17 protein-coding genes are annotated in these 19407 nt (G+C 60.4%); 10 read left to right on the forward strand and 7 right to left on the reverse strand.

From position 1 onward, the window contains the following. Nucleotides 1-32: 32 nt before the first annotated feature. The 3 genes from T8A63_RS00070 to cysQ are packed head-to-tail and all read right to left on the reverse strand — an operon-like array spanning nt 33 to nt 2904. Nucleotides 33-1310: a glycosyltransferase family 2 protein gene (locus T8A63_RS00070; RefSeq protein WP_322344629.1), complete on the reverse strand. Its 1278-nt coding sequence runs from the start codon at nt 1308-1310 to the stop codon at nt 33-35. Continuing rightward, entirely contained in the window at nt 1307-2107 is an 801-nt protein-coding gene (locus T8A63_RS00075) for a manno-octulosonate cytidylyltransferase (RefSeq protein ID WP_322344630.1), read from the reverse strand. Before T8A63_RS00075 ends, T8A63_RS00070 begins: the two co-directional genes overlap by 4 nt. Next, a complete protein-coding gene (cysQ, locus tag T8A63_RS00080; RefSeq protein WP_322344631.1) occupies nt 2107-2904 on the reverse strand; it encodes a 3'(2'),5'-bisphosphate nucleotidase CysQ in 798 nt (265 codons plus the stop codon). The genes T8A63_RS00075 and cysQ overlap by 1 nt, the downstream gene beginning before the upstream one ends. A gap of 116 nt (nt 2905-3020) precedes the next feature. Here cysQ and T8A63_RS00085 point away from each other — a divergent pair, with 116 nt between their 5' ends. Both T8A63_RS00085 and T8A63_RS00090 read left to right on the forward strand, forming a co-directional pair. Further along, nucleotides 3021-3845, forward strand: coding sequence for an ABC transporter permease (locus T8A63_RS00085; RefSeq protein ID WP_067627834.1), 825 nt, complete (start codon nt 3021-3023; stop codon nt 3843-3845). After that, nucleotides 3842-4450: a COG3650 family protein gene (locus T8A63_RS00090; protein WP_067627837.1), complete on the forward strand. Its 609-nt coding sequence runs from the start codon at nt 3842-3844 to the stop codon at nt 4448-4450. Before T8A63_RS00085 ends, T8A63_RS00090 begins: the two co-directional genes overlap by 4 nt. Nucleotides 4451-4501: 51 nt before the next feature. Here T8A63_RS00090 and T8A63_RS00095 read toward each other — a convergent pair whose 3' ends face one another. After that, the gene (locus T8A63_RS00095) at nt 4502-5104 is read right to left on the reverse strand and encodes an alpha-ketoglutarate-dependent dioxygenase AlkB family protein (RefSeq protein ID WP_067627840.1); all 603 of its coding nucleotides are present in this window, start codon (nt 5102-5104) and stop codon (nt 4502-4504) included. Nucleotides 5105-5311: 207 nt separating this feature from the next. On the opposite strand from T8A63_RS00095, the gene dnaK reads away from it, so the two are divergent. The 3 genes from dnaK to radC all read left to right on the forward strand — a co-directional run bounded on the left by dnaK (nt 5312) and on the right by radC (nt 9338). Next, nucleotides 5312-7231: a molecular chaperone DnaK gene (gene dnaK, locus T8A63_RS00100; protein ID WP_067939593.1), complete on the forward strand. Its 1920-nt coding sequence runs from the start codon at nt 5312-5314 to the stop codon at nt 7229-7231. A gap of 80 nt (nt 7232-7311) precedes the next feature. Then, nucleotides 7312-8460, forward strand: a complete 1149-nt coding sequence (gene dnaJ, locus T8A63_RS00105; RefSeq protein WP_322344632.1) for a molecular chaperone DnaJ — start codon at nt 7312-7314, stop codon at nt 8458-8460. A gap of 116 nt (nt 8461-8576) precedes the next feature. Continuing rightward, nucleotides 8577-9338 (forward strand): RadC family protein, encoded by a 762-nt coding sequence (gene radC, locus T8A63_RS00110; protein ID WP_416153223.1) that lies wholly within the window; start codon nt 8577-8579, stop codon nt 9336-9338. Between the two features lie 11 nt (nt 9339-9349). Here the strand turns inward: radC and T8A63_RS00115 are convergent, their stop codons facing one another. From T8A63_RS00115 to secA, 3 genes are all read right to left on the reverse strand, one after another. After that, nucleotides 9350-10909 carry a phosphate ABC transporter substrate-binding/OmpA family protein gene (locus tag T8A63_RS00115; protein WP_322344633.1) on the reverse strand — a complete coding sequence of 520 codons (1560 nt, stop codon included), beginning with the start codon at nt 10907-10909 and terminating at the stop codon, nt 9350-9352. A 19-nt stretch (nt 10910-10928) separates the two neighbouring features. Further along, nucleotides 10929-11900: a hypothetical protein gene (locus T8A63_RS00120; protein ID WP_322344634.1), complete on the reverse strand. Its 972-nt coding sequence runs from the start codon at nt 11898-11900 to the stop codon at nt 10929-10931. A 102-nt stretch (nt 11901-12002) separates the two neighbouring features. Next, nucleotides 12003-14705 (reverse strand): preprotein translocase subunit SecA, encoded by a 2703-nt coding sequence (gene secA / locus T8A63_RS00125; protein WP_322344635.1) that lies wholly within the window; start codon nt 14703-14705, stop codon nt 12003-12005. A gap of 173 nt (nt 14706-14878) precedes the next feature. Between secA and T8A63_RS00130 the strand changes: the two genes are divergently transcribed. The 5 genes from T8A63_RS00130 to T8A63_RS00150 all read left to right on the forward strand — a co-directional run bounded on the left by T8A63_RS00130 (nt 14879) and on the right by T8A63_RS00150 (nt 19401). After that, the gene (locus T8A63_RS00130; RefSeq protein WP_322344636.1) at nt 14879-15727 is read left to right on the forward strand and encodes a peptidylprolyl isomerase; all 849 of its coding nucleotides are present in this window, start codon (nt 14879-14881) and stop codon (nt 15725-15727) included. 3 nt (nt 15728-15730) lie between these two features. Next, complete coding sequence (gene argJ / locus T8A63_RS00135; protein ID WP_322344637.1) at nt 15731-16957, forward strand: bifunctional glutamate N-acetyltransferase/amino-acid acetyltransferase ArgJ; 1227 nt, start codon at nt 15731-15733, stop codon at nt 16955-16957. A gap of 4 nt (nt 16958-16961) precedes the next feature. Next, nucleotides 16962-17360 carry a (deoxy)nucleoside triphosphate pyrophosphohydrolase gene (locus T8A63_RS00140; protein ID WP_322344638.1) on the forward strand — a complete coding sequence of 133 codons (399 nt, stop codon included), beginning with the start codon at nt 16962-16964 and terminating at the stop codon, nt 17358-17360. Between the two features lie 320 nt (nt 17361-17680). Next, entirely contained in the window at nt 17681-18598 is a 918-nt protein-coding gene (locus T8A63_RS00145) for a diacylglycerol/lipid kinase family protein (RefSeq protein ID WP_322344639.1), read from the forward strand. Further along, a complete protein-coding gene (locus T8A63_RS00150; protein WP_322344640.1) occupies nt 18595-19401 on the forward strand; it encodes a metallophosphoesterase in 807 nt (268 codons plus the stop codon). Before T8A63_RS00145 ends, T8A63_RS00150 begins: the two co-directional genes overlap by 4 nt. Nucleotides 19402-19407 lie beyond the last annotated feature (6 nt).

Genomic DNA, 19407 nt, shown 5'->3' on the forward strand with positions numbered 1-19407 from the left:
CAGAACGCCACGGTAAATCCACCTGCGTCTTTTTAACGGCTACGATCATCGCTGAAACCGCGCTGTCTGGCAACTCGCTTAACTTCTCTTTTCAGCCGATCACACCGCCGCCTTAAGCGAAAAACCGCGTCATCCCGGGCGGATTTTCCGTATATTCCACCTGTTTGCAGCCAAATAGCGTGGGTCGGATCAAAGGCAACGCGATGGTAGAGCGCCGTTGGCGAAAGGCTGATCAGGGTGACGATCTCTCCGGCTTGCGCCCATTTTGCAGCTTTTGCCCGGTCTCGTGCCAGTTTTATGGGCCGGGTGAAGATCGCCACGCTGCGCCGCGGGCGGGCGGGAAAGGGGCGAAAGGGGCTGTTGGTTGTGCGCGGTACGGTGGTGCTGACGATGGGGCGCTTTAGCCCCTCGGCGTGGCCTTCATCCAGTCTGCGCAGCAGACGGGGAACATCGCTTGGCTCTAACCCGCCGCTTATCAGATGGCGCAGCAACCGGCGGCGCTCTGCCGCGCGAAGGTACGCCCATTGCGCGGCACGGTCCTGCGAGGCCAGATGTTTGCGATGGAACACGGCCCAGCTTGCCCCGATATCGAAAAGATCACGCGGCACGCGGTTGGCGCTGCGCATCGCATTGGCGGCGAAACCGTGATGGACCTCGGCCAGCGGCACGATTGCGGTGGCATGGCCTGCCCGCGCCAGTCGCATGTTCAGGTCGGTTTCATCGAGATAGTAATGAAAGGCCGGGTCAAAACCGCCCACCTCCACCAAGACATCGCGCCGAAAGGCCATATTGGTGCCTTCGGTTTTGATTGCCCCCCCGGGCGGAGGGTGCAGAATGCTGGGCGTTTCGGGGTCTACATCAAGGTTTTCCGGCTCTCCCAAAGCGTTCAGTTGGCGCGCGCGGTATTGGAACGAGATGCCGTTTCGCCCCCGGACGAAACCGGTCATCGCCGCGACGCCGGGCCGTTGCGCAGGTTCCAGCAGGTGGCGCAGCCACAGCGGCTCTGGCACGGCATCATCATCGATAAAGGCCACGACTTCCCCCGCGGCCTCGGCGATCCCAAGGTTGCGCGCGGCAGAGATGTTCGGCCTGTCATAAGTGACCAGCTTTAGGGCCTCGGCAAAGACCATGTCGCGGGCCACGGCGATCCCTGCGGGATCGGCCACGACGATGACTTCGAAAGGGGCATATTGAAGCTGCCCCACCCCCGTCAGACAACGCCGCAATGCCTCGGGCCGATCCCGGCTGACGATCACGATGCTGACAGGCACGCCGCTTTCCAGCGTGGCACTGACGGGGGTGGTGGTCATTCCAGACCCATTTTCGCCATCATAGCTTCGAGCTTCGGCACGTCTTCGGGGTTGTTCAATTCCCAGAACTCGCGGCCCTTGGCCTCAACCTCGGCGCAGAGCACCGGGCGGCCATTCTCAAGGAAACGGAGCTGTTCCAGCCCCTCCAACTGCTCCAAGGGGCCGACAGGCCAGCTGGGGTAGCGCGCCAGCGCGTTGGGGCGGTAGGCATAGACACCGACATGATGGAAAACCGGGGTCATATCAGTCTCTGTATAAGGCTTTCGGGTATAGGGAACGACCTCTTTCGAGAAATAGAGCGCCTGATTATCGGCCCCGAAAACCGCCGTCGTGCCCCCGACGCGGCCCGCCTTACGGTCGCCCAGAAGACTGTTCAGCGTGGCACCGTCGCAACGCAGCACCGGGGTAGCGATCTCGGCATCGGGATTGTCTTTCAACCCCTGCACCAGCCCTTCGACGAACCAATGCGGCGTTAGCGGTGCGTCGCCTTGCAGGTTGACCACGATGTCATAGCCCCCGCCCAGCGCGGCATGTGCTTCGGCGCAGCGTTCGGTGCCGTTGGCGCAGGCTTCCGAAGTCATCACGACCTCGGCGCCGAAACCTTCTGCAGCATCGCGAATGCGGTCGTCGTCGGTGGCCACCACCACACGATCGACGCCCGAAACCGCGCTGGCGGCCCGCCAACTGCGCTCAATCAGGGACTGTTTTTGCCCCGTAGCCCCGGTGAGGGCCACAAGCGGTTTGCCGGGATAGCGGGTGGAGGCATAGCGGGCGGGGATGACGATCAGAACAGACATCAGCCCGCTTTCAACTCAACACCCGGGGCATGGGCGATGAAGAATGGGTTGGCAAAATCTTCCTTGCCGTAGGCCAGCGGGGTGAGGTCATCGAAGCGCACCACAGCGCCGCCGGCCCCGTTCAGCACCGCATGGCCTGCGGCGGTGTCCCATTCCATCGTGCGGCCCAAACGCGGGTAGAGATCGGCCTCTCCGGTTGCGATCAGACAGAACTTCAGCGAGGACCCTGCCGAGGTCATGTCCCGCACGCCGTATTTGCCGATGTAATCGTCGGTCGCCTGATCGCGGTGCGATTTGGAGGCAACAACCATCAGGGCCGTATTGTCTGGATTAGAGACAGAAATCGCCTTTGTCTCACCCACCTGCCCTTTGGCAAATGCGCCCGTCTCCTCGACCGATTGACCATCGGCTTGGGTAAAGAACATCCGGGATTTGGCAGGGGCATAGACCACGCCGCGCGTTGGCACGCCGCCTTCGACCAGCGCGATGTTCACCGTGAAATCCCCGCGGCGGTGGACGAATTCCTTGGTGCCATCCAGCGGGTCAACGATGAGAAATGTATCGCCTTTGGCGGTATGGGTCGCAGCCTGTTCTTCAGTGACCAGCATGACATCGGGAAAGGCAGCGCGAAGCCCTTCGGAAATGATCGCATCGGCGGCTTCGTCGGCGGCGGTGACGGGGCTGTCGTCGGATTTCGATTTCACCTCGAAATTATCCTGACCGTAGATCTCCATGATCTTATCCCCTGCTTCCAATGCCAGCCGCCGCATTTCTGCGACCAATTTCTCGTAATCCATTTTGCCTCCGGCCCTGCGGGCTGTCGTTGCTTCAATTAACCGTTTCCCTTATGCTGTGCAGCTAACGGAACAGCAAGAATTCCGTGCCACGTTAGGGCTTCGTCAAGGACGCGCGCATGTTCCAATCTTCCAGAAAGCCGAAATCCGGCTTTGGCTCGGCTCTCTCCATTGCAGAGTTGGTTTACCATTCTGTGGTGCGCAACGTGCGCAAACAGCACAACAACGCCTTCATCGCCATCGCGATGAACATGCTGCAAACGGTGATGTTCGTGGTGGCCTTCTATGTGATGTTCTCAATCCTCGGGATGCGCGGGTCTGCTGTGCGCGGTGATTTTCTTGTCTATCTGATGTCTGGCATCTTTCTTTATCTCACTCATGTGAAGGCTCTGGGCGCGGTCGCCGGGTCAGAGGGGCCGGCAAGCCCGATGATGCAGCACGCCCCGATGAATACGATCATCGCCATCGCTTCGGCGGCGGTCGGATCGCTCTATATTCAGGTGCTGTCGCTCTTTGTGATCTTGTTTATTTACCACGTGGCGGTGACCCCGATCTCCATCGATCAGCCCTTTGCCGCTTTCGGGATGATGCTTACCGCGTGGTTTACCGGCTGTGCGCTTGGGTTGGTGATGCTGGCGATCAAGCCGTGGTTTCCGTCCTTCGTGACGATTTTTTCGACCGTCTATCAACGTGCCAATATGATCGCCTCGGGCAAGATGTTTCTCGCCAACTCTCTGCCCGGCTATATGCTGGCGATGTTTGATTGGAACCCGCTGTTTCATAGCATTGATCAGGCGCGCGGCTTTGCCTTCATCAATTACAACCCGCGCTACAGCAGTTGGGAATACCCGCTCTGGGTTGGTCTGGTGCTTTTGATGATCGGGCTGATGGGCGAATTCTATACCCGCCGCCATGCGTCGATCAGTTGGAATGCGCGGCGGTGAGACTGCTGGCGGCCCTTCTCTGCCTCTGGGCGCTGCCTGCCTCGGCAACGCAGGAGGCATGGCCCGCTCTTTACGATGTCAGTGGGGTCGCGGCGGATGACGTGCTAAACATTCGCCAAGCACCTGACGCAAGCGCCCCGATCGTCGGCAGCCTCAAGCCCGACGCTGAAAATATCGAAGTGATCCGCCCCGACGACCATCACGGCTGGGGCTTGGTAAACAGCGGCGAAGGGCGCGGCGGGGTCTCCCTTCGCTACCTCACCCGACAATCTGGGCAATGGGCTGGTGCGATGCCACCCGTGGCGCGCTGTGGGGGGACGGAGCCGTTCTGGTCCTTCGATGTGACCGGCGAAACGCTGAGCTATGATGCATTAGCGGACAGCCCACGCGATTTTCGTATCACGCAGTCCGGGGCGGCGCAGGGTCGGCGTGACAGCTTTCATTTTATTGGTGAGGGGCCGCAGGGCGCGGCGATCGCCACACTGTCGACCCGCGCCTGTAGTGACGGCATGTCAGACCGCGCCTATGGGCTTGCTGTCGACCTCCTTTTGCAAGGAAATGACGGCTGGCAACACCAAACGGGATGCTGTTCGCTCAGCCGCTGAAACGACGGACTTTTCAAAAAAGTCCGTCGCCGTTTTCTTTAAAAGAAAACGTCACTCCACCACCCGAAGCGTCAGATTGATCCGCCCCCCTTTGGGCAGCAGCGTCGACGTGCCAGGCTTGATCCGGTCCACCCCGTGGTAGGTCAACCGTGCCTCTCCGCCCATGACCACCACATCGCCTGACTGCAGCCAGATCGATTCCGTCTTACCGCCTCGGGTCAGGTTGCCGATCCGAAACAACCCGTCATCCCCCAAAGAGACCGAGACCACGGGCCACTGAAAGTCCGCCTCATCCCGGTCCTGATGCAGCCCCATGCGCGCATCGGCATCGTAGTAATTGATCAAGCAGCATTCGGGACGACGCTCCAACCCCGTCAACTTGTCCCAGATCGCCAGAATCGGTGCGGGGATCTCGGGCCATGGCTGCCCGTCGGGGTGTTCGGTGACGTAACGATACCCGCGCCGATCCGAGAACCAGCCATAGCGCCCCGCCGCCGTCATGCGAACCGACATGCGCCCGCCACGCGGCACCTCAGGGCGAAAGAACGGCGCCTGCCGCACCACACCGCGCACCGCGTCCAGCACCTCCTGCTGGGCCGCTCTTCCCAGAAATTCTTTGTGGATATCGAAGCCCCGCAGGCGCAAAGCAGTCATTTTTCTTTCTTCCTCACTCGTTTGGCAAAAACATCACGGAATCGCGACCATCCTGACCAGCCAATGGTTGCAGGGTGCAAATACCCTCCCTATATACGCTCCGAACCGTCGAAGGCACGTGGTCTTCGATGTCAACAGATCGGGGCAGGATGCCAAAACGGGTCCGCGTCTCGTGTCATCGCCTTAGATTCAAAGAGGGATCGAAACATGTCCAAAGTAATCGGTATTGACCTTGGCACCACCAACAGCTGTATCGCCATCATGGATGGCAGCCAGCCGCGTGTGATCGAAAACGCCGAAGGCGCGCGCACAACGCCGTCGATCGTTGCTTTCACCGACGATGAGCGCCTTGTCGGCCAGCCAGCAAAACGCCAGGCGGTCACCAACCCAGAAAACACTGTCTTCGGCGTCAAGCGCCTGATCGGCCGCCGCAACGACGATGCGGATCTGGCCAAAGACAAAAAGAACATGCCGTTCAACGTCATTGATGGCGGCAACGGCGACGCATGGGTCGAAGCCCGCGGTGAGAAATACTCCCCAAGTCAAATCTCGGCCTTCATTCTTGGTAAGATGAAAGAAACCGCAGAAAGCTATCTGGGTGAGGAAGTCACGCAGGCGGTTATCACCGTGCCCGCATATTTCAACGACGCCCAGCGTCAGGCGACCAAAGACGCCGGCAAGATCGCCGGTCTCGAAGTGCTGCGGATCATCAACGAGCCGACAGCCGCCGCGCTGGCCTATGGCCTCGACAAAGAGAATACGCAAACCATCGCGGTCTATGACCTTGGCGGCGGTACATTCGACGTGACCATCCTTGAGATCGACGACGGCCTGTTCGAAGTGAAATCCACCAACGGCGACACGTTCCTTGGTGGTGAAGACTTTGACATGCGCATCGTCAACTACCTTGCGGATGAGTTCAAAAAGGCCAACGGCGTTGACCTCACGCAAGACAAGATGGCGCTGCAGCGTCTGAAAGAAGCTGCCGAGAAAGCGAAGATTGAGCTTTCTTCCTCCAGCCAGACCGAGATCAACCAGCCCTTCATCTCGATGGGCAAGGACGGCTCGCCGCTGCACATGGTCATGAAGCTGACCCGCGCCAAGCTGGAAAGCCTTGTGGGTGACCTGATCAAAGCGTCGATGAAGCCCTGCGCCGCCGCGCTGAAGGATGCGGGCCTCTCGGCATCCGACATCGACGAAGTCGTGCTGGTCGGTGGTATGACCCGGATGCCGAAAGTCGCAGAAGAAGTGACCAAATTCTTCGGTAAAGAGCCGCACAAGGGTGTGAACCCTGACGAAGTCGTGGCCCTTGGTGCCGCCATTCAGGCCGGTGTTCTGCAAGGCGATGTGAAAGACGTGGTTCTGCTGGACGTGACACCGCTGTCCTTGGGCATTGAGACCCTTGGTGGTGTCTTCACCCGCCTGATCGACCGTAACACCACGATCCCGACGAAAAAGTCTCAGGTCTTCTCGACCGCCGAAGACAACCAGAACGCTGTGACGATCCGGGTTTTCCAAGGTGAGCGTGAGATGGCTGCCGACAACAAGATGCTCGGTGCCTTCAACCTCGAGAACATCCCGCCTGCCCCGCGCGGCATGCCGCAGATCGAAGTGACCTTTGACATCGACGCCAACGGCATCGTGTCCGTGGGCGCGCTCGACAAAGGCACCGGCAAAGAGCAGAAGATCACGATCCAAGCATCGGGTGGTCTGTCGGATGCGGATATCGACAAGATGGTCAAAGACGCGGAAGAGAACGCCGAGGCGGACAAATCCCGTCGCGAGCTGATCGAAGCGAAGAACCAAGCGGAATCGCTGATCCACTCGACCGAAAAGTCGCTGGAAGAGCATTCCGACAAGGTTGACCCAACCACCGTCGAAGCGATCGAACTGGCCATTGCCGCGCTGAAGGACGAACTGGAAACAGACAACGCCGACAAGATCAAATCCGGTATCCAGAACGTCACTGAATCGGCCATGAAACTGGGCGAAGCTATCTATAAGAACGCTCAGGAGGAAGGCAACGACGATACGGCGCAGCCTTCGGATGCTCAGCAATCGCAGGGTGGCGACGATGACATCCTCGACGCCGAGTTCGAAGATCTGGACGACGACAAGCGCGCGTAAGCGTGAAACGGAACCTGTGAAAGGGCCGGTCCGTCAGACGGGCCGGCCCATCACGTTCCAGCGCAGGAGCATGATAACCCATGGCAAAACGTGACTACTACGAGGTGCTTGGCGTTGCCAAAGGGGCCTCTGCCGACGAGATCAAGAAGGCCTACCGCAGCAAGGTCAAAGACCTTCACCCCGACCGCAACAAAGACAATCCGAACGCCGAAGCCCAGTTCAAAGAAGTGGGCGAGGCCTATGACGTGCTGAAAAGCGACGACAAGAAAGCGGCCTATGACCGCTACGGCCACGCCGCCTTTGAAGGTGGCATGGGCGGCGGGCGTCCCGGCGGCGGCATGGGTGGCGGTCAGGGCGATTTCTCTTCGGCCTTTTCCGACGTCTTTGACGATCTTTTCGGTGACTTCATGGGCCAACGTGGGGGTGGCGGCGGACGCCGTGCCGCACGCGGTGCCGACTTGCGCTATAACCTGCGCATCTCGCTCGAAGATGCCTTCTCGGGCATGCAAAAGTCGATCACCGTTCCGGCCTCTGTCCAGTGCGACTCCTGTGATGGCAGCGGTGGCGAGGGCGGCGCAGAGCCTTCGACCTGTCCCACCTGTTCGGGCATGGGCAAGGTGCGCGCACAGCAGGGTTTCTTCACTGTTGAACGCACCTGCCCCACCTGTTCCGGCATGGGTCAGATCGTCAAGAATCCTTGCAAGAAATGCCGCGGCGCGGGCCGTGTTGAGAAAGAGCGCACGCTCTCGGTCAACATCCCCGCTGGTGTTGAAACCGGCACCCGTATCCGGCTGGCCGGTGAGGGCGAAGCGGGCATGCGCGGGGGGCCGTCGGGGGACCTCTATATCTTTATCGAAGTGGCCGATCATGAACTCTTTGAGCGTGACGGGCCGAACCTGTTCTGCCGCGTTCCCGTATCGATGAGCACAGCCGCCTTGGGCGGCAATATCGAAGTGCCCACCATCGATGGTGGCCGTGGCCGCGTGCAGATCCCTGCAGGCAGCCAATCGGGCCGTCAGATGCGTCTGCGTGGCAAGGGCATGCCGCCGCTGCGGGGCGGTGGCGTCGGTGATATGATCATCGAACTGGCGGTTGAGACCCCGGTGAACCTGACCAACAGACAGAAAGAACTGCTGCGGGAGTTTGAGGGCGAAGCCCAGAACAACAACCCGGAAAGCAGCAATTTCTTCTCTTCTGTCAAATCCTTCTGGGATTCGATGAAGGGTTAAATTTGGCCGGGTGAGGCGTATCGCGCGCCTCACCCGCAACCCTAGGTGCACAAGGTAAATAGGACGTGAAAACCCTGTTAACCGAATCCTAACCACCTTAGCGCAAAACTCTGGTCATGACCCGTGCCCCGAGAACCTTGGCTGATCAGCCCCTTCCCTTCCTAATGGACGAAGCGCGCAAACCGCCGTCCAATACGGGCAAACAACCCTCTTATATCGCAGACCACCGCCAGCGCCTCCGCAGCCGTTTTGTCCATGGGGGCGCCGCCGCCATCCCGGATTATGAGATGCTGGAGCTTGTCCTTTTCCGCGCCATCCCCCGCCGTGATGTGAAACCGCTGGCGCGGGAACTTCTGGACCGGTTCGGTGACTTTAACCGCGTCATCACCGCCCCTGCCGCCCGCCTGCGCGATATCAAAGGTGTTGGCGAAGCGGTGATTGTCGAGCTCAAGATCGTTGAGGCTGCGGCCCAGCGGCTGGCCCGGGCGAAGGTGCTACAGCGGCATATCGTGTCCTCTTGGGACGCTCTGCTGGACTATTGCCACACCACCATGGCCCATCTGGAGATGGAGCAGTTTCGCGTTCTCTACCTCGACCGCAAGAACATCCTCATCGCGGATGAGGAACAGGCGAAAGGCACGGTCGATCATGTCCCGGTCTATCCGCGCGAGGTTGCAAAACGCGCGCTTGAACTGAACGCCAGCGCGATCATCCTTGTCCACAATCACCCCTCGGGCGACCCCAGCCCATCAAGATCGGACATCGACATGACCCGGCAGGTCGCCGCCGCCTGTGACGCCTTGGGGCTGACCCTGCATGACCACCTGATCATCGGCAAATCGCGCGAGCTGAGTTTTCGGAGCGAAGGACACCTTTAGGCACGGGCCCCTTAGCGCACCCAAACCTCAACCCGACGGTTGGCCTGACGGCCCCATTCGCTGTCATCGCAGGCAATCGGCATTGCTTCGCCAAAGGCATCCACCCGCAGATCAATCCGCGACAGGTTGGCGGTCACCGCGGCGGCGCTGACGGCACGTTGGACCGCCTCGGCGCGGCGCAGCGCGATCTCGCGGTTGGCCCTCGCTACGCCCTCTCCATCGCTGAAGCCCACGAACATCAACCGCCGCGCGTCATATTGCCCCTGCTCCAGCGCCCGCGCCAATTGCTGAACGTTAGAGCGCGACTGTGCGTCAAGCCGGATCGAGCCTGCCTCGAACCGGAAAGAGGTCGTCAGCCGCGCCATCGGCACCAGCGTCGCCGTCATGCGCTGCAATTCTTCCAGCGGGGTTTCGATCCCCGCCGTGATAATGGCATTGGCAAAGCGGTTGCCCTGTTCCTCTACCGGGATTTCTTCGGGCGTCTGATCCACGAAACCGGCTCTACGGATCACGATCTGCGCCGAGGGGCCGCGGGTAAAGGCGAGAAACTCGCGCGTGATCAGCGGCAGCCGACGCGCAGGAAAATAGAGGAACATCGGCGCGGTCAGCGGGTAGTCTTCGGTTTTGATCGTGCGCCGCGCGGCATCTAGCGCAAAGCCACAGTTACCGCCAAGGGTCAGCACCTCGGTCCCGCCCTGTTCGGCATAGCTGGTGATCCCAAGGGCAAAGACATCCCGCGCTACCGCCTCTGCCAGCGCGTCAGGCATGGTGTGGCGCGTAACATCGCCGCTCAGTTCCAGTCCGGCGGGCGTTAATACCTGATCCACAATGGCTTGGCTCAAGCCGCTGTCGGCGGTGGGCAGATGCAGTTCAATGGGCGCGTCCGGCCCGCCAAGGCGCTGCCAGTTCTTAATCTCACCGGAAAACACCCGGGCCAAGGTCAACGGCGAGATCTGTTTCACCGGATTGGACGGGGCAACCACAGGCACCACCGCATCAAGCGCCAGCACCCGGCTGCGATTGGCGCCGGTCAGATCGCCCAGCCCCAACTCGCGGGCATTTATCCGCTCCTCGCGGCGCACTTCGCGCAGGGCCATCACCACATCGGCCTCATCCGCCAGAAGATCGGCAAAGCCTTCGTTGGTATTGGTCGCCCGGAAATCAAATCGCGCAGCCAGTTTGCCATCATCCTGACGCGAAAGCAGAAGCGCAAATCGCCCGCCTTCCCCGTCTTCGCGGTTGACCGTATAGCCCTGCCGCGCCGCGAAGGCTTCGATCAGCGCAGGCATCAGCACCGCCCCCATGGTCGCCGAGCCCGAGAACCGCACCTCGGCCACGAAATCTTCAAGGTTGGGGCAACCCGGCCCGGCGCAGGACACGCCACTGCTGTCGACGGTCAGCTCGCCGTAGTCGGTTTCGACGCGATAGAATTCGCCGTCAAAGCCCAGCAAGGTGCCGCTGAGTTCAACGCTGCCATCGCGCGAGGTCAGCGCGATATCCTGCGCCGTGCCCGTAACCGCCGTAAAAAGCAAAAGTGCGGCGCTGATCGCCGCACGTTTCAACCCGTTCATCAAGACCTACCCGGTTGCGTCAGTTCTGCGCGACTTTCAGGTCTTGGAGCAAATTATTCAACACCAGAAAGTTGCCAACCGCATCACAGTCCGGCACGGCGAGGGTCAAGTTCTGGGTTTTCACCGGATCGTCGCCACGCAATTCCAGCGCCTGTGCTTCGATCTCAAGCCCGCAGTTGGCCTCGCTCACCTCTGCCTCGACACTGAGCGCGACATCGCCCTCCTGCGCCGCTTTGGCGACCGGGAAGCTATAGACTTCGGCCATCAACGGCTCAGCGGTGTCGGTGTCGCCATTGCGGGTCATGAAGCCGCCTTCGCCCAGCACGGCAGCGGTCATATCGCGCGGGGCGCCGGACCAGACATGGCCAGCATCACCGTAATCCGCGCCGAACTCACGGGCGTGAAGCTCAAACCCCGCGGTGCCTTTCCATTGCAGCACGACGCGGTTGAAATCAGACAATTCGGGCACGGTGGTCTGCGCCACAGCGCCATCACCATTGCCAAAGGCAAGGATGAACACAGCCTCTTCCGCGAGGGCCGGGACGGAGACGGACAACCGCCCTTTGTCATCGGTGACTTCGGTAAAGATCATGCCGTTGTGGTGCACGGTGAGCCGTTCATTCGGCAGACAGGCCGCATCCAAGCTGAGCTTCACCATCGCGGCGGCCACGGCGTCTGCAGTGGCGATGATATCGCAGGTCGCGGGGATCGCGGTGCTGTGGCTCTCAGGTGCGGGCAGCAGGCTTTGAGGGGCTGCGGCTTTGACCACCCGGTCATCCAGCGTCGGCAACGCGATGGGACTGTCCAGCGCGGCAGAGGTCAGGGTGATGCCCTCAACTTCAAGCAGCGCGCCATTGTCGGCCACCAGACGCTGCGCCTCAGCCGCGCCATAACGCTGCTGCGCCGTGTCAGAGCTTTGCATGACATAGCCGATGCCGACGGCACAGGTGAGAGTGCCGACAGCCGTCAGAATTTCTTTAGTGCGCCACATCACAAGTCTCCTTCAACGGATTCGTTGGAGACTTTATGAGCGGGGATCAGGGCCGGGGTATGGCCCTGAAACGCCAAGTTGTGGGCGAAAAGATGTCGCGGCTCAGGTGATCTGGCCGTGGCAGTGCTTGAACTTCTTGCCAGAACCGCAGGGGCAGAGATCGTTCCGGCCCGGGCTGCCCCATGTGGACGGATCGTTTTCATCAAAGCCCGGTGCGGCGGCCTCGGCCTGCTCAGATGCCTCATCTGCGGCCTCGGTGGCAGCGGCCTGCATGGCGGCCTGACGGGTGGCCATTTCCTGCATCATCTCGCGGCGCTGCTCTTCGCTCATCGGTTGGATTTGCCCCAGTTTCTGGGTCACGTCCTGCCGCAGACTGTCGAGCATCGTCTCAAACAGTTGGAAGGCTTCGTTTTTATACTCGTTCAGCGGGTCGCGCTGCGCGTAGCTGCGGAAACCCACGACCGAACGCAGATGTTCCAGCGTCAGCAGGTGGTCGCGCCATTTGGTGTCGATGGCCTGCAACAACAACTGTTTCTCGATGTTGCGCATGTTCTCTTCGCCGAAAGCCTCGGCCTTTTTTGCCATCAGCTCATCCGTGGACTGCATCAGACGTTCGCGGATTACCTCGTCATCCACGCCATCTTCTTCGCACCATGCGATGATCGGCACATCGACGTTCAACTGTTCGATCACCGCGGCATAGAAACCTTGGGTGTCCCACTGATCGGCGTAGGTTTTGGGCGGCATATAGGTGTCGATCAGATCGTCGATCACCTGCTCGCGCATGTCGGTGACGATCTCATTGAGGTTGTCCGCCTCCATGATCTCGCGGCGCTGGCCAAAGATCACTTTACGCTGCTCGTTCATCACGTCGTCGAACTTCAAAAGCTGCTTGCGGATGTCAAAGTTGCGGCCTTCGACCTTTGCCTGCGCGCGCTCCAGCGATTTGTTCACCCAAGGGTGCACGATGGCTTCGCCTTCTTTCAGACCCAGCGTGGTCAGAACCTTCTCCAGCCGTTCCGAGCCGAAGATGCGCATCAAGTCATCTTCGAGCGACAGGAAGAAAGAGGTGCGGCCCGGATCGCCCTGACGGCCCGAACGGCCCCGCAACTGGTTGTCGATCCGGCGGCTCTCGTGACGCTCAGACGCCAGAACATAAAGACCACCGGCCTCCAGCACCTTTTGCTTTTCCTCGGCGTGCTGCGCTTCGATCTGGGCGCGGATGTTGGCCGGATCGGCCTCCGGATCGGCATCCAGCGCGTCGAGCACTTTGAGCTCGACGTTGCCGCCCAGCTGAATGTCGGTGCCGCGGCCCGCCATGTTGGTGGCGATGGTCACGGCGCCCAGCTTGCCAGCTTCGGCGATGATCTGCGCTTCTTGCTCGTGCTGGCGGGCGTTAAGCACGTTATGCTCGATCCCGTCGGCGGTCAGCATGGCGCTGAGCTGTTCAGACTTTTCGATCGAGGTGGTGCCGACAAGGCAAGGCTGACCCTTGGCGTGGGCCTCCTTCACCTTTTCAATCATCGCCTCGTATTTCTCGCGCGCGGTGCGGTAAACGGCATCGTCTTCGTCGACACGGGCAATCGGCACGTTGGTCGGCACTTCGACAACGCCAAGGCCGTAAATCTCGGCGAATTCCTCAGCTTCGGTCAGGGCCGTGCCGGTCATGCCGCCCAGTTTGTTGTAAAGACGGAAGTAGTTCTGGAAGGTAACGCTTGCGAGGGTCACGTTCTCGGGCTGGATATCGACGCCCTCTTTGGCCTCGATCGCTTGGTGCAGACCATCCGACAAGCGGCGGCCCGGCATCATGCGGCCCGTGAATTCGTCGATCAGCGTCACCGCGCCATCGCGGACGATGTAATCTTTGTCGCGCTGGAACAGCTTGTGCGCGCGCAGACCTTGGTTGACGTGGTGCACGATGGTCGTGCTTTCGGGATCATAAAGGGTCATCCCCTCTTCGATCAGATCACGGGCGCGCAACTGCTCTTCGAGGAACTCATTGCCCTCATCGGTGAAGGTCACATTGCGGGTTTTCTCGTCGAGCTCGTAATGCTCATCAGTCAGCGAGGGGATCAGCGCGTCGATGATCTGGTACATCTCCGAGCGGTCCTGCGAGGGGCCAGAGATGATCAGCGGCGTCCGCGCTTCGTCGATCAGAATACTGTCGACCTCGTCCACGATGGCAAAGTTATGCCCGCGCTGCAGCATGTCCGACAGGTTCGACTTCATGTTGTCGCGCAGATAATCGAAGCCCAACTCGTTGTTTGTGGCATAAGTGATGTCGCAGGCATAGGCCGCGCGCTTCTGGTCTTCGGGCATGCCGGAATAGGCGACCCCGGTGGTCAAGCCCAACGCGCCAAAGACTTTACTCATCCATTCGGCGTCACGTTTCGCGAGGTATTCGTTCACCGTCACCACATGCACGCCTTTATGCGTGAGCCCGTTGAGGTAGGCTGCAAAGGTCGCGGTCAGGGTCTTGCCCTCACCGGTCTTCTGCTCGGCGATATTGCCTTGATGCAGGAAAATCCCGCCCAGAAGCTGAGTGTCGAAGGCGCGCAGGCCAAGGGTACGGCGCGCAGCCTCGCGGCAGTTGGCAAAGGCTTCGGGCAGCAGATCGTCAAGGTCCTCGCCCGCATCGGCCCGTTTGGCCAACTCTTCCGTGCGCAGCTTGATCTCGTCGTCGCTTAGCTTTTCGAATTCAGGCTCCAGCGCATTGATCCGTGCCACAAGCGGACGGGTCGCCTTGATCTTCCGGTCGTTTGGCGTGCCAAAGACCTTTTTGGCGATTGTTCCGATACCCAGCATGTAATCTCCCGCCGAAGTTATGATGTCTTGCGCCGATCTGGTTGCCGAGCGCCATGGCAGCCCATAGATAGTGGATGAGCCCGCGCCTCTCAGCGCCATAAGGCGATGTAAGGGGCGTGCCATACACTGTCAATGTAGCAGCCCTGCTACGAAGGAAGCGATTGGATCCAACCATGCAAAAACCCCTCACTTTTCTGTCGTCTTTGGCGCTTGCCGCCGCTGTGGCGCTGCCTGTAGCCGCCCAAGACGAACCGAGTGTCGACACGGTTGTTGCCACCGTCAACGACACTGAAATCACGCTTGGCCATATGCTCGTGGCGCGTGCCAGCCTGCCGCAGCAGTATCAGCAACTGCCTGATGACGTGCTGTTCCAAGGGATCCTCGATCAGCTTGTGCAGCAGACAGCCCTTGCCGACAGCTTTACTGGCGAATTGCCGCCGCGCGTGACCCTGTCGATCGAAAACGAGACACGCTCGCTCACCGCTGGCGAGGCGATCGAAGGCGTTATGGCCGAAGATGTCAGCGACGAAGAACTGCAAGCCGCCTATGACGCGCAGTTTAAAGACGCGGAGCCTGAGAAAGAATTCAACGCCTCGCATATCCTTGTCGAAACCAAGGAAGAAGCCGACGCGATCAAGGCTGAACTCGACGGCGGCGCGGACTTTGCCGAAGTCGCCAAAGAGAAATCGACCGGCCCCTCCGGCCCCGGTGGCGGTTCCTTGGGTTGGTTCGGCCCCGGCATGATGGTCCCCGAGTTTGAAGAAGCCGTCGCCGGCATGGAAGCAGGTGGCGTATCTGAGCCGGTGGAAACCCAGTTCGGCTGGCATGTTATCAAGCTGAACGAGACCCGCACAGGCGAAGCGCCTGCGCTGGAAGATGTGCGCGAAGAGCTTGAGACCCAAGTGCGCCAGACCAAAGTGCAGGAAGCCATCGAAAGCCTGACCGAGGCCGCCGAGGTTGACCGCAGCGCCGCCGAAGGCATCGACCCAACTGTTCTTAAAAACATTGAATGGCTGAACTGACCCATGGGTAAATCACTGGCTGTCTCGCCGCTCGCCCCGGCCCGTTTTCCCGACCTTCCGGTTATTGACGGCGTGACATTCGCCACCATCGCCGCTGGCGTCCGCTATCAGGGGCGCACCGATGTGATGTTGGCGAAGCTGGCACCGGGCAGTGCTGTGGCGGGGGCGTTCACACGCTCTGCCACCCGCGCGGCCCCGGTGCTGGACTGCCAGGCAAAAATCGGCGGCGCCTCGGATGAGGGCGCCGCCATCGTCGTGAACTCTGGCAATGCCAACGCCTTTACCGGGCGGGGCGGCACCGACGCGGTCGAGGCGATTACCGCCGCCACCGCCGAAGCCTGCGGCGTGCCGCAATCGCGGGTTTTCACGTCGTCCACCGGCGTCATCGGCGAACCCCTGCCCCACGAACGGATCACCGCCGTGCTGGGCGACCTCCACGCGAAACTCGACCCTGCGGGCATCGAAGACGCCGCGCGGGCCATCATGACAACGGATACTTTCCCCAAAGGCGCCAGCGCGACCGTAGAGATCGACGGCAAAACCGTCTCAATCGCTGGGATCGCCAAAGGCTCGGGCATGATCGCGCCCGATATGGCCACCATGCTGGTCTATATCTTTACCGATGCGGGTATCGCGACAGATGCGCTGCAACACCGCCTCTCGACCCATACCGAGACGACATTCAACTGCATCACCGTCGACAGCGATACTTCCACCTCGGACGCGCTGATCATGGCCGCGACAGGGGCCTCAGGTGTCGATGTGTCGGATAACGAAGCCTTCGACACGGCGCTGCGAGACGTGATGATGGACCTTGCACATCAGGTCGTCAAAGACGGCGAAGGCGCGCAGAAATTCGTCGAAGTGGCCGTCACCGGTGCCTCTAACGATGACGAGGCCAAGGTCCACGCCATGGCCATCGCCAATTCGCCGCTGATCAAAACCGCCATCGCTGGGGAAGACCCCAACTGGGGCCGCGTCGTCATGGCCATCGGGAAATCAGGCGCTCCGGCAGACCGCGACCGCCTGTCGATCCGCTTTGGGGATATTGAAGTCGCCCGCGACGGCTGGCGCAGCCCCGACTATTCCGAAGAAGATGCCGCCGCCCATATGAAGGGCCAGAATGTCGTCATCGGCGTTGATCTGGGCCTCGGCGAAGGCCGCTGCACCGTCTGGACCTGTGACCTTACCCACGGCTACATCGACATCAACGCCGACTACCGGTCCTGATCCGATGAAGACAGTGCTCGTTTCCGCGGCGGCCTTGATCGATATCGATGGCCGCGTGCTTTTGGCACAGCGGCCCGAAGGTAAGCCAATGGCGGGCCTATGGGAGTTTCCCGGCGGCAAGATCGAACCCGGTGAAACGCCAGAGGCGGCGTTGATCCGGGAGTTGCACGAAGAGTTGGGGATCGAGACATGGGCATCCTGTCTCGCGCCGCTGACCTTTGCCAGCCATAGCTACAGTAATTTTCATCTGCTGATGCCGCTTTTTGCCTGTCGCAAATGGGGCGGCACCCCGGTTTCGCGCGAAGGGCAGACCCTGAAATGGGTACGTCCCAATGAAATGCGCGGCTATCCGATGCCCGAAGCAGACGTGCCGCTCATATCAATATTGCGTGATTGGCTCTAGCCTAGAGTGGCAGAATTGCACTAGTGATCCCCAATCACTCAGCATGTTGCGGATTTTTTAACCCAAAGCGCACCATCCTGAGGCAGAGTTGTAACATCTGTATGAAAGGGTGCCGACATGTTGAGAACCATCGCAATCGGAAGTTCCATTTACGTTCAGGGTATTTTTGTAAAAATGTTGGCGGGCGGTCGCATGGCCGTTCAAGTCGACGGTAAGATTTTCGAAGGCAAACCAGTCTGAAAAATCTGCGTGGAACGCCTATTTAGGTGAACAAATAGGCGTTCCACCGCGTTTCCCCTGAGCATTTGGCAGGGGATTTTATGTCATCGAAGCGCGCTATTGTCATCCTGAACCGCGGTTCGGGCCGTCAAAACGGTGACCAAGCCGAAAGCACTATCCGATCCGCCTTTGCGCGGCACGGGGTCACGGCGGAATTCATTCACATCGACAAACGGAACGATCCGGCCAGTGCAGCCCGGCAGGCTTTGTCTCAGCCTGAAGGCATCATTGCCGTGGCCGGGGGGGATGGCACGATCTCTGGCGTGTCCTCGGCTATGAAGGATCAGGGCCGCCCGCTTGGCATCATCCCGCAGGGCACCTTCAACTATTTCGCGCGGTCGATGGGCATCCCAGAAGACCTGCAAGAAGCGGTTGATGTCATCGCAGGTGGCGAGAGCCGCGCGGTGCATGTGGCGACGATCAACGGCGAGACCTTCTTGAACAATGCCAGCATCGGCGCCTACCCGGCGATCCTTAAGACCCGGGAGGGCATCTATCGCCGCTGGGGCCGCAGTCGGATCGCCGCCTATTGGTCGGTGATCAAAGCTCTGATAGATTTCCGCACCTCGCTCAAGCTAACCATCGTGGTCGACGGCAAAGAGACCGAGCTCCGGACCCCGCTTGTATTTGCCGTCAACAACGCCTTTCAATTGGATCAAATGGGGCTCGACGGGCAAGACTGTATCGCGCGCGGCGATATGGTGCTGCTGGTCGCCCCCGATACCTACCGCTTTGGCCTGCTGCGCCATGCGGTGGCGTTGGCCACGGGCATGGCGAAACATCATACCGATTATGAAATGCTCTGCGGGTCAGAGATCGAAATACGCATGAAACAGCGCAAACGATATGTCGCGCGGGACGGGGAGATTGCGGTGATGAAGGGCCCCTTTAGGCTCACCCGTGCAACCTCTCCCATCCATATTTTCGTCCCCCGCGCCTCTGGAAAGGACGTGCGATGAGCCGCTTGATCCACCTATCCGACCTGCACTTCGGCAAGGACCGGCCCGACCTTCTTATGCCCTTGTTGGAGGCCGTGAACGGCTATGACCCCGATCTGGTGATCATCTCGGGTGATCTGACCCAACGGGCGAGGGAAAAGGAATACCGTGCGGCGCGGGCCTTTATCGACCGGATCAATGCGCCTGTCTTGAGCGTGCCGGGCAACCACGACATCCCCCTGCACCGGCCCTTTACCCGGTTCTTGGCCCCATGGCGTTACTACCGGCGCTGGATTCATCATGATCTGACCCCGGTGCACGAAGGCGCGGATTTCGTCGCTGTGGGGATCAACACCGTCGACCGCTTCAAATGGCAGACCGGCAAACTGGGCCTGCGCCGTTTGGGGCGGGCCTGCCGTGCCCTGTCGCGCGGCAGGAAGAACACGTTGCGCATTGCGGTGTGCCACCATCCGCTGGATCACCCCAATGAAACTGACAAGCGGCCCATTCCGGGCGCGCAGCGGGCCTTGAAACGGCTTCTGGACTGCGGCGCGGACCTGATCCTGTCAGGCCATCTGCACATCTGGCACGCAGGCACCTTTGCCCACCCGGCACCGGAGCATGACGGCCATCTGGCGATCCAGTTGCATGCGGGCACCAGCCTGTCGTCGCGCCAGCGCGGGGAGCCGAATGATTTCAATTTGATCGATATCTCGCCCCTACACGTCAACCTTGCGCGGATCAGCTTTGACGACGGCAAAAAGGCCTTCACAAAAGCAGAGGCCCGGCAATTTGACCGGGCCTCTGGGGAATTTGTCTTGTAAGCGCTT

It is taken from the genome of Sulfitobacter sp. OXR-159, from assembly GCF_034377145.1.
Lineage (GTDB): Bacteria > Pseudomonadota > Alphaproteobacteria > Rhodobacterales > Rhodobacteraceae > Sulfitobacter.